14 protein-coding genes and 1 pseudogene are annotated in these 16,687 nt (G+C 38.2%); 14 read left to right on the top strand and 1 reads right to left on the bottom strand.

Annotated elements, in window-relative coordinates:
- Positions 1-118 precede the first annotated feature (118 nt).
- Entirely contained in the window at positions 119-1,216 is a 1,098-nt protein-coding gene (locus BZK16_RS11560; protein ID WP_077929054.1) for a LysM peptidoglycan-binding domain-containing protein, read from the bottom strand.
- 159 nt (positions 1,217-1,375) lie between these two features.
- Between BZK16_RS11560 and def the strand changes: the two genes are divergently transcribed.
- The 14 genes and pseudogenes from def (at position 1,376) to grdB (ending at position 16,677) form a co-directional block, all read left to right on the top strand.
- Complete coding sequence (def, locus tag BZK16_RS11565) at positions 1,376-1,894, top strand: peptide deformylase (protein WP_077929055.1); 519 nt, start codon at positions 1,376-1,378, stop codon at positions 1,892-1,894.
- Positions 1,894-2,031: pseudogene (locus tag BZK16_RS14910) on the top strand (methionyl-tRNA formyltransferase); the annotation flags it as partial. The gene def and the pseudogene BZK16_RS14910, both read left to right, overlap by 1 nt.
- A gap of 184 nt (positions 2,032-2,215) precedes the next feature.
- Positions 2,216-2,998, top strand: a complete 783-nt coding sequence (gene fmt, locus BZK16_RS11575; protein WP_408645575.1) for a methionyl-tRNA formyltransferase — start codon at positions 2,216-2,218, stop codon at positions 2,996-2,998.
- Positions 2,999-4,537, top strand: coding sequence for a 16S rRNA (cytosine(967)-C(5))-methyltransferase RsmB (rsmB, locus tag BZK16_RS11580; RefSeq protein WP_077929058.1), 1,539 nt, complete (start codon positions 2,999-3,001; stop codon positions 4,535-4,537). It abuts the gene before it with no gap.
- Between the two features lie 16 nt (positions 4,538-4,553).
- Positions 4,554-5,090: a DUF4390 domain-containing protein gene (locus BZK16_RS11585; RefSeq protein WP_233145292.1), complete on the top strand. Its 537-nt coding sequence runs from the start codon at positions 4,554-4,556 to the stop codon at positions 5,088-5,090.
- The gene (locus tag BZK16_RS11590) at positions 5,084-7,228 is read left to right on the top strand and encodes a sensor histidine kinase (protein WP_077929060.1); all 2,145 of its coding nucleotides are present in this window, start codon (positions 5,084-5,086) and stop codon (positions 7,226-7,228) included. Before BZK16_RS11585 ends, BZK16_RS11590 begins: the two co-directional genes overlap by 7 nt.
- A gap of 16 nt (positions 7,229-7,244) precedes the next feature.
- The gene (argH, locus tag BZK16_RS11595) at positions 7,245-8,630 is read left to right on the top strand and encodes an argininosuccinate lyase (protein WP_077929061.1); all 1,386 of its coding nucleotides are present in this window, start codon (positions 7,245-7,247) and stop codon (positions 8,628-8,630) included.
- A gap of 529 nt (positions 8,631-9,159) precedes the next feature.
- A complete protein-coding gene (locus BZK16_RS11600) occupies positions 9,160-10,368 on the top strand; it encodes an FAD-dependent oxidoreductase (protein ID WP_077929062.1) in 1,209 nt (402 codons plus the stop codon).
- 30 nt (positions 10,369-10,398) lie between these two features.
- Positions 10,399-10,713 (top strand): thioredoxin family protein, encoded by a 315-nt coding sequence (locus BZK16_RS11605; RefSeq protein WP_077929063.1) that lies wholly within the window; start codon positions 10,399-10,401, stop codon positions 10,711-10,713.
- 38 nt (positions 10,714-10,751) lie between these two features.
- Entirely contained in the window at positions 10,752-11,222 is a 471-nt protein-coding gene (gene grdA, locus BZK16_RS11610; RefSeq protein WP_077929064.1) for a glycine/sarcosine/betaine reductase complex selenoprotein A, read from the top strand.
- Between the two features lie 79 nt (positions 11,223-11,301).
- On the top strand, positions 11,302-12,837 hold the full coding sequence (gene grdC / locus BZK16_RS11615; RefSeq protein WP_077929065.1) for a glycine/sarcosine/betaine reductase complex component C subunit beta: 1,536 nt from the start codon (positions 11,302-11,304) through the stop codon (positions 12,835-12,837).
- Positions 12,838-12,839: 2 nt separating this feature from the next.
- Positions 12,840-13,973 (top strand): glycine/sarcosine/betaine reductase complex component C subunit alpha, encoded by a 1,134-nt coding sequence (gene grdD / locus BZK16_RS11620; protein WP_077929066.1) that lies wholly within the window; start codon positions 12,840-12,842, stop codon positions 13,971-13,973.
- Positions 13,974-14,070: 97 nt separating this feature from the next.
- A complete protein-coding gene (locus BZK16_RS11625; RefSeq protein WP_077929067.1) occupies positions 14,071-15,369 on the top strand; it encodes a glycine/sarcosine/betaine reductase component B subunit in 1,299 nt (432 codons plus the stop codon).
- Positions 15,370-15,378: 9 nt separating this feature from the next.
- A complete protein-coding gene (gene grdB, locus BZK16_RS11630; RefSeq protein ID WP_077929068.1) occupies positions 15,379-16,677 on the top strand; it encodes a glycine reductase complex selenoprotein B in 1,299 nt (432 codons plus the stop codon).
- The last annotated feature ends 10 nt before the right edge of the window (positions 16,678-16,687 follow it).

Below are 16,687 nucleotides of genomic sequence, written 5' to 3' on the forward strand. Positions count from 1 at the left end.
CAGATTCATAAATTTTTCCCGCTATTATGGCGGGATTTTTTTATTTTAAATTATTGTGTGCAAAATAAAAGCCTACGTTTGTAGGCTTTGTTAAGATTTAAAATGAACTGTGTATTTTTTATTTTGTCATATAGTCTGAATAAGGTGTCACAGCCATCATATCTTTTTGAATTGGTTTAGCACTTTCAATGACAATCCCTAAGCTCATACGATCAAAGACTTTATAGACCATGATCATACCTGCTGCTTGTCCTGGAATGCGAATTTTCTTGCTTGAATCCATAGGATCATTTTTGTAAATATCCGCTTGCTGTGCCAATAATAAATCGCCTGGAGACAATGCCGCATCCAAGCCTTTATCTAAAACAACATTGCCACCAACAGCAACACTTTTCAGCATACCAGGTGTGCCAACTACTTCTGCTTCAGTTTTTTGTGGGGCTGATTTAGGATCAAAGTATAAATTACCAATAGTACTCATAGGTGATTGTTCAATCAATAATTGACTAGGTGCTAAGCCTTTATTGGAGATGCTTTTGATATAAACTGTAGAAACACCATCTTTACTATTTTCAACGACAACTTCACCTGCTTTAATGAGTTCTGTGCCAATTTCAATATCTTTCTTTTTCTTACCTTTGGCAATATTGTCGAGTTTCACACCTTGATGTGTTGTACCACGCTCATAAACATCATAAGTTTTACCTGGTGTTAAATCACCTTTTACAAATGCTTTAAGGTTTGTGTAACCCATGAGTCGATTATCTTCAAAGCCAACAATGTATGGTAATGTTTTAAGTTCTTCTGAACTGACAATTTCCATATCAATGAATTTGCCACGAAGGTAATCATAAGAAATGACAGGTAAACCTAATTCAATAGGAACTTCTCTTAATTGTGGTGTTAGTTTAACTGTACGCATGCCACCTTGTTTTTGATTAGAAGCACCTTTGAAATTTCTTTTATAAACAATTTTACCATCAACAACAGACAATTCATCACCAGGGTAAATACGATTCGGGTTAGAAATTTGTGGGTTATTTTTCCAGAGTTGACGCCATTCCCATGGATCATCTGTATATTGTTTTGCGATATTCCACAATGAATCGCCTGGTTGTACAACGTAGTGTTGCGGAGCATCAGGTTTGAGCGTTGCAGCCATTGAAATCGACGCACATAACAAGCTTGTTGCAATGAGTAGGCGCTTTATATTCATAAATTATCCTTATTAATATTAATGCAAACAAAAATTTGATAAGATTATCTGAATTTTTTGAGTGTTTAGCAAGTTACAATACTAAATTAAATAGAGCTAGCGCAAGAAATAAGTGGATTTAAATGTATTTTCTTTGTAAACAATGGGTAATTCTTATTAATGTCTAAACTTGATGTAATTTATGTGCCGCATGAAACACTTCGCAAAACAGCGAATGTTGTGACGACTTTTGATAACGATCTGTATGAATTTGCTAATGGCATGTTAGAAACAATGTATGAGCATAAAGGCATTGGTTTGGCAGCAAATCAGGTCAATGATTTAAGACGTGTATTCGTCACGGACTGTAGCGAAGATAAGAGCGATCCTATGATCTATATCAATCCTGAGATCATTTGGGAATCTGATGATGTTGCGGATGCTGAAGAAGGTTGTTTATCATTGCCAAGTATTTATAGTGGGCCGATTGAGCGTTCATTTGCTGTTAAAATTCGTGCACAAGACATTAAAGGTGAGTATTTTGAGCGTGAAGCCGAAGATTTATTGGCACGCTGTATGCAGCATGAATTGGATCATTTGAATGGTATTTTATTCATTGATTATTTATCTCGTTTGAAACGCGATCGTGCTTTAAAGAAATTAGATAAATATTTGAAAGATATGGAGGCGGAGCGTTAATGATTTCACCAGAAAATACGCGCGTCATTTTTGCAGGAACCCCTGAATTTTCTACAGGTGCTTTGCAAGCATTGTTGGATGCAAAATATAATGTGATTGCGGTTTATACACAGCCAGATCGCCCAAAAGGTCGTGGCAATAAATTAACGAAAAGCCCTGTGAAAGAATTGGCAGAGGCAAATAATATTCCTGTATATCAACCTGTATCACTGCGTAAAGAAGAAGCTCAAGCAGAATTGCATGCATTGAATGCAGATGTGATGGTGGTTGTGGCTTACGGTTTNCCCAAAAGGTCGTGGCAATAAATTAACGAAAAGCCCTGTGAAAGAATTGGCAGAGGCAAATAATATTCCTGTATATCAACCTGTATCACTGCGTAAAGAAGAAGCTCAAGCAGAATTGCATGCATTGAATGCAGATGTGATGGTGGTTGTGGCTTACGGTTTAATTTTACCAGAAGCGGTTTTGAATGCACCTAAAAAAGGTTGTATCAATATTCATGGTTCTTTATTGCCAAGATGGCGCGGCGCTGCACCTATTCAGCGTGCGATTGAAGCAGGTGATGTTGAAACAGGTATTGCCATTATGCAAATGGATAAAGGTTTAGATACTGGTGCAGTTTGGAGTGAAGGTAAAATTACTATCACCGAAACCATGAATTCTGGTGAACTATTTGTTGCATTGAAGCAGATTGGTTCTGATTTATTGATTGAAACTTTGCCAACGATTTTAGAAGGCAAATCCCAACCCATTCCTCAGCCTGAAGAGGGCGTAACATATGCTGAGAAATTAACGAAAGAAGAAGCTCGCATCAATTGGGCAGAACCTGCTGAGTTATTGGATCGTAAAATTCGCGCATTTAATCCGGCGCCTTGTTCACATACAACATTGAATGAGCAATTATTTAAAGTTTGGGTTGCACGTTTAACGAATGAGCCAAGTACAAAGAATCCTGGCACTTTAGAAGTGAAAGATGGATTGCTATTTGTGAATACAGGATCAAATTTGATGGAAATTATTACGATGCAGGTGGCGGGCAAAAAAGCTATGTTGGCATCAGAGTTTTTAAAAGGCACACAGCTTCATTTAGAGGAATTAAAGTAAATGAGTGAACAAACAACTCTAAATGGTGTAAAAGTTAGTTATAAACCAAAATCTGACAAGCCTAAAGTTGAACATAAAAAACGTTCAGATAGTGAGAAAGGCAAACGCACTTATTATGATAATGGTCAATCGAAGCCTGCGCGAGGCTTTGGCGGTAAAAATAAAACTTTTAAGCCAAGAATGCATGAACGACAAAAAGCACCTGCGCCTAATCCATTTTTGAAATTAGTGAATAATCCACGTTTTTGTGCTGTAGATATTTTGTATAAGATTGAAGAAGGTCAATCGTTATCAGAATTGTTAACTTCAGAAACAGGTGCATTGTCAGATAATGATAAACGTTTTGCACAGTATTTGATTTATGGTGCATTGCGCCAGTTTGAAATTTTAGAATTTCAATTAGAGCATTACTTACAAAAGCCTATCAAACAATCTGAAAGACATGTTTATCTTGCACTTTTGCTCGCAATTTATGAAATCACCACAATGAACACTGCTGAATATGCGGCAGTTAATAACTGGGTGGATTTGATTCGTAAAATGGACAGAGAATGGGCTGTTGGTCTAACGAATGGTATTTTGCGTAAAGTATTGCGTGAAGGTTTGCAGCCATTACCGAAAAACTTAGCAAAAGTTTCATTGCCTAAATGGTTGTCATCATACGTTATTAATCATTGGGGCGTTGAAAATGCCTGTGCAATTGCGGATCATTTTTTAACGCATCCAGCAATGACCATTCGAGTAAATCCATTGCAGACCAATCGTGATGAATATTCAGCTCAATTAACAGAAGCTGGCATCGAGCATGAAAAGCATGCATTCATTGAGTCTGCGATTGTATTAAAGGATGCCGTATCTGTTGCAAATTTACCTCATTTTGATGTTGGTATGTGTTCAGTGCAAGATGCAAGTGCACAACTGGCTGCAAAATTGTTAGCGCCACAGAAAGATGAAGTGATCGTTGATGCTTGTGCAGCACCCGGTGGTAAAACGATTGCAATGTTGGAAAGTAATCCTGAGTTGGATTATATTTTTGCCATTGATAGTGTTGAAAGTCGCTTGAATCGTGTGCAAGAGAATATTGATCGCGTTTTCCCACGTAAATTGGCTGATAAAATTCAACTGATTCCAGAATTCTTTGAATGTTTTACAGTGGATGAAACGATTGATGCAATGTTGTTGGATGTACCATGTTCAGCAACTGGTATTATTCATCGTCATCCTGATATTAAACGTTTACGCCAAGCAACGGATATTAAACTTTTAGTGGAAACTCAGGAAAAACTTTTGGATCATGCTTGGGCTCAATTAAAAGCAGGCGGGCGTTTGTTGTACGCAACCTGTTCGATTTTAAAAGACGAAAATGAACAGCAAATGAAGAAATTCTTCGGACGATATGATGACGCAAGCGAAATAGAATTAGACTTACCATTTGCACAACGCGCATCTTATGGTTATCAAATTTTGCCAATATATTCAGAACTTCCTGAAAAAATGGATGGTTTCTATTACTGCTTGATTCAAAAGGCTCATGCTTAAGCGTTTTTGTTTGTGGATGATTCTCGTGAGCTCATGTTTTATCATGAGCTTTGCGGAAGATTTTTCGATCTCTTCTGTATATGTGAAAAATGGCAATAAACAGGATACGTATAAATTGGCCATCGAAGCCACCATCAAAATGAGTCAAGAACAGATAGAAATCCTACAAAATGGGATTTCTTTGACATTCAGCTACACTTTTGTGGTGGAAGAAAAAGTAGGTTTAGCATGGCTAGAAGGTGACAATGAGCAAAAAACGTATAACTATACTGTGTCTTATAATGCTTTGACGCAGCAATATGTCGTGCATGCGCATCGCACTAAGAAATATGAAAATTTTCCGACTTTGAGTTTAGCATTGGCCTATATTGCAGAACCTAAAAATATGATCATTGAGATTGTGAATCGCCAGCCAAATAGAGCTTATCGTGGCGGTGTTCGTTTGAAATTGGATATTAACGAATTACCAACACCTTTAAGAATTCCTGCATATCTATCGCGGGAGTGGAATTTGGATACAGGTTGGAAATATTGGGAGTTCACACCATGGTAAGAAAGGCTAAAAAAGAGAGCATTTTTCCACTGTTAATTTTGTCACTGTTATTGGTCATTATTTTATCAATGATGAGCCAGTCATTAGAATCAGTTTCTCAGTATTCTAATAACTTTGTGTGGTTATTAGCAGCAGGTGGATTATGCTTTTTATTGCTGATCATATTTGTTGGGCATTATTTAATTCGTTTAATTCGCACATATCGTAAAGGTTATATTGGTTCGAGATTAAACTTAAGGATGATGCTGTTCTTTTCAGGCATTTCATTATTACCTTTGACAATATTGTTATTCTTTTCCATCACAATGGTTTTCAAAGGCATTGATAGTTGGTTTGATACTTCTCTTGATAAAGGTTTTGATGATGCCTTGGCTTTATCAAAATCCTCATTAGATATTCGTAGATTAGATGCTTTGAATTTAACACAAAGTACAGCTGAGCGTTTAACCACAATTCCCATCAATGATTTAGGCTTTTATATTGAAAATATTCGTGAAAGCATTAACTCGATGGAATTATCTGTATTTGATGGGCGTGGCAATGTTGTTGCTTTTGCATCCAATGACTTTGAAAAAGTGATGCCAGAAAGACCTAATGACGTTATTTTTATGAGCGTCGCACAAGGTATGGAATATGTTGTATTAGAGCAAACTTCAGAATCACAATTGCGCGTGCGTGTTGTGACCAAGGTTTCTGAAACATCACCATACATTATTCAGTCATTTTATGAAATTCCTGATAAATACACAGAGTTAGCCAATTCAACGCGAGATTCTGTGCAGTATTATAAGCAATTTAAATCATTGCGCGCACCCTTTAAAATGAATCTATTGGTGATTCTTGTTTTAGTTGCATTGTTATCAGTTTTATTAGCATTGGGTGGATCATTCTTTGCATCTCGCAGAATTGTTAAGCCTATTCGTGAGTTATCCATCGCAACAAAAGCTGTGGCAGAAGGTGATTTAGAGCGTAAGATTCGCGTGAAATCGAAAGATGAAATAGGCTTTTTAACATCTTCATTCAATGAGATGATTCAAAAATTGAAAAAAGCCCATGAAGTTGCGCAAAATTCCCAAGGTTTGTTGGAAGCAGAGCGTGCACATTTAGAATCATTGTTGGAAAAATTATCATCAGGTGTTTTGGTGGTGGATGAAAAAGGCAAGATTCGTGTATTCAATAATGCAGCTTTAACGATTTTAGGCGTTGAAGAAAAGGATATGGAAAGCTTATCTACGGCTTCATTACAAAATGCACCTGAATCGTTGAAAAGTTTTATGATGCCGATTTTGGAGTTCTTAAAATCCACAGAAGAGAAAGAGTGGCGGACAGAAATTAGTCGCTATCATAACGGTTCTCAGCAAATTTTATCAGTCCGCGGTTCTGAAGAAAATGATCAGATTGGCTTAAAAGGTGGTGAAATCATTGTTTTTGATGACATTACACAATTGATCAGTGGCGAACGTGAATCTGCTTGGAGCGAAGTTGCCCGTCGTTTGGCGCATGAAATTAAGAATCCATTAACACCGATTCAATTATCAGCAGAGCGTTTGAAATTACGTTTCTCAGATAAACTGGTGGACAAAGATAAAGAAGTGATTGATAAATCAACGGAAACGATCATTGCACAAGTGAAAGCTTTGAAAACAATGGTGGATGAATTTAGTCAATATGCGAAGAGTTCACAGCAGCAATTGGTTGAATTGGATTTAAATCGTTTAGTGCGAGAAGTGATGTATTTATATCAGGATTATCCTGCGGGCGTTGCAATTCATACTAATATCACAAGTGATCAAGCATGTATTTTGGGTGATGGCTTGCGTTTGCGTCAGCTTTTACATAATTTAGTGAAAAATGCCATTGAGGCTTGCATCGAACAGCAAGGTCAAATTGAGGTTGAAGTCAAAGAGAATAGTGATTGGATTATATTATCCATTAAGGATGATGGCATTGGTTTTGATCCAGACCAAATGGTAAAAATATTTGAGCCGTATGTGACAACTAAGCCAAAAGGTACAGGCTTAGGATTAGCCATTGTTAAAAAGATTATCGAAGAACATCATGGTAAAATTGCCATATATTCGGAAGGAAAAATGCAGGGTGCTGAAATTGTGATTCAGTTCCCGAAAATAGTTAAATAGAGTGAAAGGATTTAGGATGTCTGAACAGAAAGTGAATCAACAGTGGGGCGGTCGTTTTTCAGAAAGCACAGATGCATTTGTACAAGCATTTACAGCATCGGTGCAATTTGATCAGCGCATGTATAGAGAAGATATTGCAGGCTCTAAAGCGCATGCAGAGATGCTATTTAAACAAAATATCTTATCTCAAGAGGATTTTGATGCGATTATCCTAGGCTTGACTGAAGTACAAATGGATATTGAAGCAGGGCGATTCAATTGGTCGGTTGCATTAGAAGATGTTCACATGAATATTGAATCTGCTTTAACAGATAAAATTGGCATTGCAGGTAAGCGTTTGCATACTGGTCGTTCTCGTAATGATCAGGTTGCAACAGACATTCGTTTGTGGCTTCGTAATACATTGGATCTAATTGATGATGAATTAAAACGTTTACAGTTAGGTATCATTGATTTAGCTGAACGTGAATATTCCACAATCATGCCTGGTTTTACACATTTGCAAGTAGCTCAACCTATTACATTTGGTCATCATTTAATGGCTTGGTTTGAAATGATTAAGCGTGATCGTTCACGTTTTCAAGATTGTCGGGAGCGTATGAACTATTCTCCATTAGGTGCTGCTGCGTTAGCAGGTACAACTTACCCGATCAACCGCCACTTATCAGCAGAATTATTAGGTTTTAATGCACCGACTGAAAATTCTTTAGATTCAGTATCAGATCGTGACTTTGCGATTGAGTTTTCAAGTGCTGCAAGTATTTTGATGATGCACTTATCGCGTTTTTCAGAAGAGTTAGTGTTGTGGTCAACGCCAGCATTTGATTTCATTGACTTACCTGATCGTTTCTGTACAGGTTCTTCCATCATGCCTCAGAAGAAAAACCCTGATGTACCAGAGTTAGTGCGTGGTAAATCTGGCCGTGTATTTGGTCATTTGATGGGTTTGTTGGTATTGATGAAAAGCCAGCCTTTAGCATATAACAAAGATAACCAAGAAGATAAAGAGCCGATTTTTGATGTTGCAGATACAGTTTTAGGTTCAGTACGTGCATTTGCTGATATGGTGCCTGCAATTATTTCGAAGAAAGATAATATGTATTTGCGCACAAAGTTAGGCTTCTCAACAGCAACAGATCTAGCAGATTATTTGGTTCGTAAAGGTATAGCATTCAGAGATGCGCATGAAATCGTTGGTAAAGCTGTTAAATTGGGCGTAGATACATCTCGTGATTTATCTGAAATGAGCTTAGAAGAGTTGCAAAACTTCTCTTCATTGATTGAATCAGATGTATTTGAAGCATTAACATTGGAAGGTTCTGTGAATGCTCGTGATCATTTTGGTGGCACAGCGCCTGCTCAGGTAAAAGCAGCAATTGAGCGAGCAAAAGTAATTATATAAATAATTTTAAGAATTTGAATAAAGCCTCATATGTTCATTGAGGCTTTATTTTTTTGATTGTTTATAAGTTTTTGTATTACCGGTCAAATTTTTAACATGTTGATTGCAAATAAAATTTAAAATTTTCTTGTGTTTGTGTCAATAAAAATTTGATCTTAAGTGTATTTTTATTTAAAAGTCATGTTATAATTCATTCGTAATTTATCTATTGCTAGATAAAATTATGAATGATAGTATTTGTTTTAATTAAAAATGTTTTTATATAAAACTTATTAAAATAATATGGAAAATATAACTATGATGATTTACCTTTTATGCTATTGATTAGGATTAACAAGTAACCACGGTGTGGTTATTAGCGAAAAAGGTGTGCAAAGCCAAGATTGCACCATAGTTGGTAGAATTGTAATGAATATTCAAAAGGAATGTCTTTTTTAGAAGACATTCCTTTTTTTGTTGTAAAAAATATGCCTCAGTAAGGAAGATAACGATTTCAATCAATAAATTTTGCTGAATAGGAATAAATACAATGACAAAGGCAGTTTATGATGTAGTGATAATTGGCGGTGGCCCTGGCGGATTAAGTGCTGCTTTGTATGCGGCAAGAGGTCGTTTAAAGACCTTAGTGATTGAAGAAAAAACACAAATGGGCGGTCAATGTGCGACAACTTCAGAGTTGGAAAACTATCCTGGCATCATCGATACAGGCTCAGGTTTGAGCAATAAATTTTATGAACATGCTAAAAAGTTTGGCGCTCAATTTTTAAAAGATCGAGTCATCGGTTTTACGATTGATACTGATGGTTTCCACAAAAATATTCAGTTAAAAAACAATGGTGAAGTGATTGCAAAGTCCATCATTATCGCAACAGGTACAAAGCCTAGAATCATTGGTATTCCTGGTGAAGAAGAATTTAAAGGTCGTGGTGTTTCTTATTGTGCAACTTGTGATGCAGATTTCTATGAAGATCTTGATGTTGTCGTTGTCGGTTCAGGCAATACAGCAGTAGAAGAATCTGTCTTCCTTACTAAAGTTGTCAATCAGGTGAATTTGGTTGTGATTCATGAAGAAGGTAAATTAGATGCAGATAAAATTGCCCAAGAGCAAGCCTTTGCAAATCCTAAAATTAATTTTATTTGGAATAGCACAATTGCTGCAATTGAAGGTGATGAATTAGTTGAATCTGTGCAACTTAAAAATATCAAAACAGGTGAATTAACAAAATTAGAAACACCAGGTGTATTTATGTTTGTGGGCACAGTACCACAAACAGATTGGCTTAAAGGTAAATTTCCATTGAATCAATGGGGCTATATCAACGTAGATGAAAAGCAAGAAACAGAAGTTGCAGGTGTTTTTGCTGTTGGTGATGTCTGTGATAAATTCCTTCGTCAAGTTGTGACAGCAACAGGTGATGGTGCAACTGCTGCAGTTGCTGCCTTGCAATACATAGAGCAAGAAGAATATTGGCAAGAGCATGTATTGGGTGCAGATAAACCGGTATTAGCTGTTTTCTGGTCGCCATTGCAAGCTGAAAGCACAGCTTTAATGCCAGAAATTGAAGCATTTGCACAAGATCATGATTTTAAAATTGTACCTGTGGATGCTTCTCGCAATAAGCGCTTGGCAGAACGTTATCAAATCAGAGAATTACCAACGATTGTGGGCTTGACCAAAGGCAAAGAAAACATTCGTTTAACACAACCTCAGAAATCTAATTTTGAAGAATTATTGTAGAACTTATGAAATAAAAATAAGGAGTTTTAAATGATTGAATTGAATAAAGATAATTTTGATACAGAAACAAGTACAGGTTTAGTCATTGTCGATTTTTGGGGTGAAAGCTGTGGCAGGTGTATGGAGTTAATGCCGAGCGTTCATGAACTTGAAAAAACTTATGGTGATAAAGTTAAATTTTGTTCTTTAAATATTGCAGGACAACGCCGCTTAGCAATGGCGCAAAAGGTTATGGGGCTGCCTTCTTTTTTAATTTTTAAAGATGGCGAAAGAAAAGAGCACCTATCAGGCGAAGATCTGGACATTGATCAGATCGAGCAAGCTATTAAATCATACCTTGTATAGATTTAATTGTTTTTCATTAGTAGAAAGGAGTCATAAAGATGGATCTCAAAAGTAAAAAGATCATTATCTTAGGCGACCGTGATGGGGTACCAGGCGATGCAATTAAGACTTGTATGGAGTCAGTAGGTGCAGAGGTGGTATTTGCAACAACAGAATGCTTTGTGTGAACAAGCGCAGGTGCAATGGACCTAGAGAATCAACGTCGCGTTAAAGAGTTAGCTGAAAAGCATGGTGCAGAAAATATCTGCGTAATTTTAGGCGGAGCTGAAGCAGAATCAGCAGGCTTAGCATGTGAAACAGTAACAAACGGCGATCCAACATTCGCAGGACCATTGGCCGGAGTTCAGTTAGGACTCCTTTGTTATCACGTCGTAGAAGATGAAATTAAAAACTCAGTTAATCCTGAAGTCTATGAAGATCAAGTTGGTATGATGGAAATGGTGCTTGATGTCGATGCATTAAAAGCAGAGATCAAAGAGTTCCGTGACCAATATTGTAAATATCTCTAAACCTAGTGTTTATTGAGTGTCTCAAAGTCTTGCGCTTTATGCGCAAGACTCTTATCAAAATAAGAATAAAGAGGTGTTCATGAGTCACGCAATTATTAAAAATTTTGGTTACGTCTTGGCACATGCGCCATCCTTATTGGAGCATCATGGTTCTGTGGTGTATCAAACGAAACAAACTCACCCAGATGATGTTTATCTAACTAAAATTAAAGATCATTTGAGAAAATTTGATGAAGTGGTTTCATATCCACCGAATCAATGTTACATCGGTAATATTACGCCAGAAGCATTGAGTCAGGTTGCTCAGCCTTGGCATCAAACCACTGCAAAATCAGATGCTACGGGTAAATTTGGTGAAATTGTAAATGAAATTATTTTCTATACAGTTTTAGATTATGTGGATGTTTTTGAGCTCACTGTATTCACAGAAGAGTTCATGAATCTTGCGAAAGATCTTGCAAAATCTCATCATAAGTTGAAGGATTTAGCATTATTTGCTCAAACAAAAGCATCAACAACTGAAGAAATACAAACATTAGTGACAAAGAATCATGCGGCAGATCTATATCTAGATGGCAAATTGATTGGCTGTGTGAAAGCAGCGCATGATCTAGATATTAACTTGTCATCCCATGTCATGTTAGAAAATTTAACAACAAAAGCAACCGCAGTGCTAGCAGGATGGCAAATTCCTGAAGAGCAATTAAAAACGGTTGAATATATCATTGAATGTTCAGAAGAGGCCATTGGTGACATTAATCAGCGCGGTGGTGGCAACTTGGCAAAAGCAGTTGCAGAATCTTTAGGTTGTACCAATGCAACAGGTATTGATGTTCGTGGTTTCTGTGCAGGCCCTGCACATGCAATGTTGCAAGCCGCTGCATTTGTGCAGAGTGGTATTTTTAAAAATGTACTCGTCATTGCGGGTGGCTGTGTTGCAAAACTAGGAATGAATGGTAAAGATCATCTTAAAAATGGTATGCCACTATTGGAAGATGTTTTGGGTTCTTTTGCAGTGCTTGTGAGTGCAAATGATGGTGTAAGTCCAATCATTAATACTAATGTTGTGGGTAGACATACAATTGGTACAGGTTCAGCGCCACAAGCTGTGATGAGTGCTTTGATTTCTGAGCCATTGAAACGCAATGGTTTAACAACTTTAGATGTCGATAAATATTGCACAGAGATGCAAAACCCTGAAATCACAAAGCCAGCAGGTGCCGGTGATGTGCCAGAGGCTAACTATAAAATGATTGCGGCGTTGAGCGTGAAAGAAGGTTGGATTGCACGTGAAGATTTGCCTCAGTTTGTGAAAGACAAAGGCATGCCAGGTTATGCACCAACTCAAGGGCATATTCCATCGGGGGCACCATTCATTGGCCATGGTTGTCATGGTATTCAAGCAGGCACCATGAATAACTTTATGTTGGTGGGCAAAGGCAGTTTGTTCTTAGGTCGCATGACGAATCAGTTTGATGGTGTCAGTATTTTGATCGAGAAAAATACAGGTAAAAAAGCATCGGCTCAAGGCAGTGATGTGGAAACTTTAAAAGAGTTGTTGAGTGATGCAATGCTGAAAGTTGCGAAAGAGTTAACTGATCAAAATGGAGGTTAACGATGACATACGCAAAAGAATTGGCAGAAGTACTTAAAAGCGCTGCGGATGGTTTGAAAGGGCAGCATCGTAGAGTTTCTGTGGCATTAACAGCTTTGGGTAGTGAATTGCCAGCAGAAGATCTAGTGACGGCTGCTCAGTTGGTTTCAGATGAAGTCAATGCCGTGGTGATTGGGCCAAAATCAGCAGATGGCTTGCATCATGTACTTTCTGAAGAATTGCCTGATGCACATTGTAAAATGAATGAGTTATTTAAAAAAAATGAGATCGATGCAGCCGTAACATTGCATTATCCATTTCCATTGGGTGTTGCAACCATTACCTGTTTAGTATGCCCAGCGACAGGCCGAAAAATGGTATTGGCATCCACAACAGGCAGTAGCGATACTGTGCGTGTTGCAGCAATGATCAAGAATGCCATTTCAGGCATTGCATTAGCAAAAGCTCTAGGTGTTGAAAAACCAACGGTGGGAATTTTAAATATTGATAATGCGCCAAGTGTTGAGCGTGCTTTAAATAAGCTAGCCAATAATAGTTATTCATTGACATGGGCAGGTTCACATCGTGCTGATGGTGGCGCTTTGATGCGTGGTAATGACTTAATTCAAGGTACACCAGATGTAATGGTATGTGACAGCTTAACAGGCAATTTACTGGTGAAGTTATGGAGTGCAAGCCAAAGCGGTGGAAATATTGAAACTGTTGGTTGTGGTTATGGTGTTGGTTTAGGTTTAGAACAAAAGAATCCAATCGTAATCATTTCCCGTGCAAGTGGCATCCCTGTAATTGCAGAAGCTATGAGATTTTGTGGGAAAATTGTGGCAGGCAATGTGATGCAACGTTGGCAGGATGAATGGCAAAGTGCTAATCAAGCGGGTTTAGCTGAGATTTTAAAAGAATTACAAGTTGCACCAATATCTAATCCATCTTCTGAATCCATCAAAATGCCAGAAAAAACTGTCGTGAGTGAAGAGATTCATGGCATTGATATTTTAGAAATTGAAGACGCAAAGTCTACTTTATGGCAGGAAGGCATTTATGCTGAAACAGGTATGGGATGTACAGGGCCTGTGGTGATGGTGAATCCTGCAACATTAGATCAAGCCAAGATAGCCTTAAAAAGATTTTTAGCTTAGCAGTCGTTTTGAGTTTTTGTTGTAAAGGGGCATAAGAAATAATCATAAATCATTGTTCTCTTATGATATCTAAAGAAACAAGCTTAAGGAGTTTGTTATGAAGTTAGAGGTAGGATATATCCATATCAAGGATTTCTGTTTTGGATCCAAGATGGGCGTTGATCAAAGCATCCTAACGATAGATAAGAATTCTCTGGTGGAATATATCAAAGGATTGGATGCCAGAATCACAGAAGTAGAACTGGATATTGTGAAACCTGGTGATAGCGTTCGCATTATGCCTGTGAAGGATGTGATCGAGCCACGTGTTAAAGTTGCAGGCAATGGTTGCATTTTCCCAGGCTTTAATCCGGGTGAAGAAGCAATGGTCGGTGAAGGAAAAACACATGTGCTTAAAGGTGTCGCAGTTGTGACAACTGGGCATGTTGTAGGCTTCCAAGAAGGCATCATTGATATGACTGGCCCAGGTGCGCAATATACGCCATTTTCTAAGACAATGAACTTAGTGGTTCGCGTTGAAGTGAATGAACATTGTAAAAGCAATCAATATCAGCATGAAGCGGTGTTGAGAAAAGTTGGTCAAGCTGTTGCCCGTTGGATTGGCTTATTGGGTAAAGATGTTCAGCCCAATGATACTCAATCATTTGAAACATTGCCATTGCCACAACAATTGCAACAACATGCTAATTTACCAAAAGTAGGCTATGTGTATATGTTGCAAAGCCAAGGTTTATTGCACGATACTTATTATTATGGTGTGGATGTGAAAACAATTGTGCCAACATTAATGTATCCAACAGAAGCGATGGATGGTGCGATCACAAGTGGTAACTGTGTATCTGCATGTGATAAGAACCCAACTTATGTGCATCAAAATAGCCCAATCATCGAAGAGCTCTATAAGCGCCATGGCAAAGATTATAACTTTGTGGGCGTGATCATCACGAATGAGAACGTAACATTAGCGGATAAAGAGCGTTCATCTAACATGGTCACGAAATTAGCTGTGCAGTTAGGTTTGGATGCGGCGATTATTTCTGAAGAAGGTTTTGGTAACCCAGATGCTGACTTAATGATGAACTGCCGTAAGCTAGAAGAAGCTGGCATTAAAACTGTATTGCTCACAGATGAATATGCAGGTTGGCAAGGTGAAAGCCAATCATTGGCAGATGCTCATCCTGCTGCGGATGCTGTTGTGAGTAATGGTAATGCTAACCAAATCATTCAATTGCCAAAATTGGATCGAGTGATTGGACATCCTCATTATGCAGATATGATTGCGGGTGGTTTTGAAGGCTCTTTGCATCAAGATGGCTCAATTTCCATTGAGATTCAGGCAATCACTGGTGCAACTAGTGAACTGGGCTTTCATAATCTAACAACTGTTGCGGGTTAGGAGAATACTATGAGTTTACGTATTGTTCATTATTTGAACCAATTCTTTGGTCAAAAAGGTGGTGAAGAAGCTGCTGGTTTTCCGATAGAAGCATTTGATGGTGCAGTTGCTGTAGGTGGTCAAATCCAAAATCTATTGAAAGGCCAAGGTGAGATCGTTCAGACAATTATTTGTGGTGATGACTATGCTAACGAAAACGTTGACAAAGTCACTGCAAAAATTAAAGAGATCTTAACGGCAACGAAGCCTGATTTATTAATTGCAGGTCCTGCATTCAACGCGGGCCGTTATGGTATGGCTTGCGGTCAAGCAGCTAAAGTTGCTTCTGAGCTTGGTATTCCTGTGATCAGTGGCATGTACGAAGAAAACCCAGGTTACGAATTGTATCGCCCATTTATGTTCACGATTGGTACAGGCAATAGCGCTGCAAGTATGCGCCAGGCATTGCCAGATATGGTGAAATTGGTAGAAGCATTCATTCAAAAGGGCGCAAATGGCTTAGATCCTAAGGAAGATGGTTATATGCCACGCGTGATTCGTATCAATACTTTTGCTGAAAAACGTGGTGCAGAGCGTGCTGTTGCAATGCTAGTTCGTAAATTAAAAGGCGAAGCAATTGAAACAGAATATCCAATGCCAGTATTTGATCGTGTAGAGCCACAGCCAGCGATTAAAGATATGGCACATGCAACGATTGCATTAGTGACATCAGGGGGTGTTGTACCTCATGGTAACCCTAATCGTATCGAAGCATCGAGTGCATCTAAATATGGTGAATATTCTTTAGTGGGCGTGGACACATTAACACCAGAAGGCTATGAAACAGCGCATGGTGGTTATGATCCTGTCGCATGTAATCAAGATCCCAATCGTGTTTTGCCTGTGGATGTTTTGAGAGAAATGGAAAAAGAAGGCAGAATTGGTAAACTTTACGAACTGTTTTATACAACAGTGGGTAATGGTACATCAGTTTCTAATGCGAAAAAATTTGGTGCGGCGATTGCACAAAAACTGAAAGATGCAGGTGTATCTGCTGCGATACTCACCTCGACATGAGGCACCTGTACGCGTTGCGGTGCAACGCTCGTAAAAGAAATTGAAAAAGTTATGCCTGTTGTTCACATTGCAACAGTGGTTCCTATCTCATTGACAGTTGGTGCTAACCGTATTATCCCAGCAGTTGCAATTCCTCATCCTTTGGGCAATCCAAAATTAGATAAAGAGGACGAAAAGTTATTGAGAAGAAGTTTAGTGGAAAAAGCATTGTCCGCGCTAGAAACTTCTATTGATGACCAAACTGTATTTTAAGTTAGCTCAA

Source organism: Wohlfahrtiimonas populi (assembly GCF_002006795.1).
GTDB classification, from domain to species: Bacteria; Pseudomonadota; Gammaproteobacteria; order Cardiobacteriales; family Wohlfahrtiimonadaceae; genus Wohlfahrtiimonas; species Wohlfahrtiimonas populi.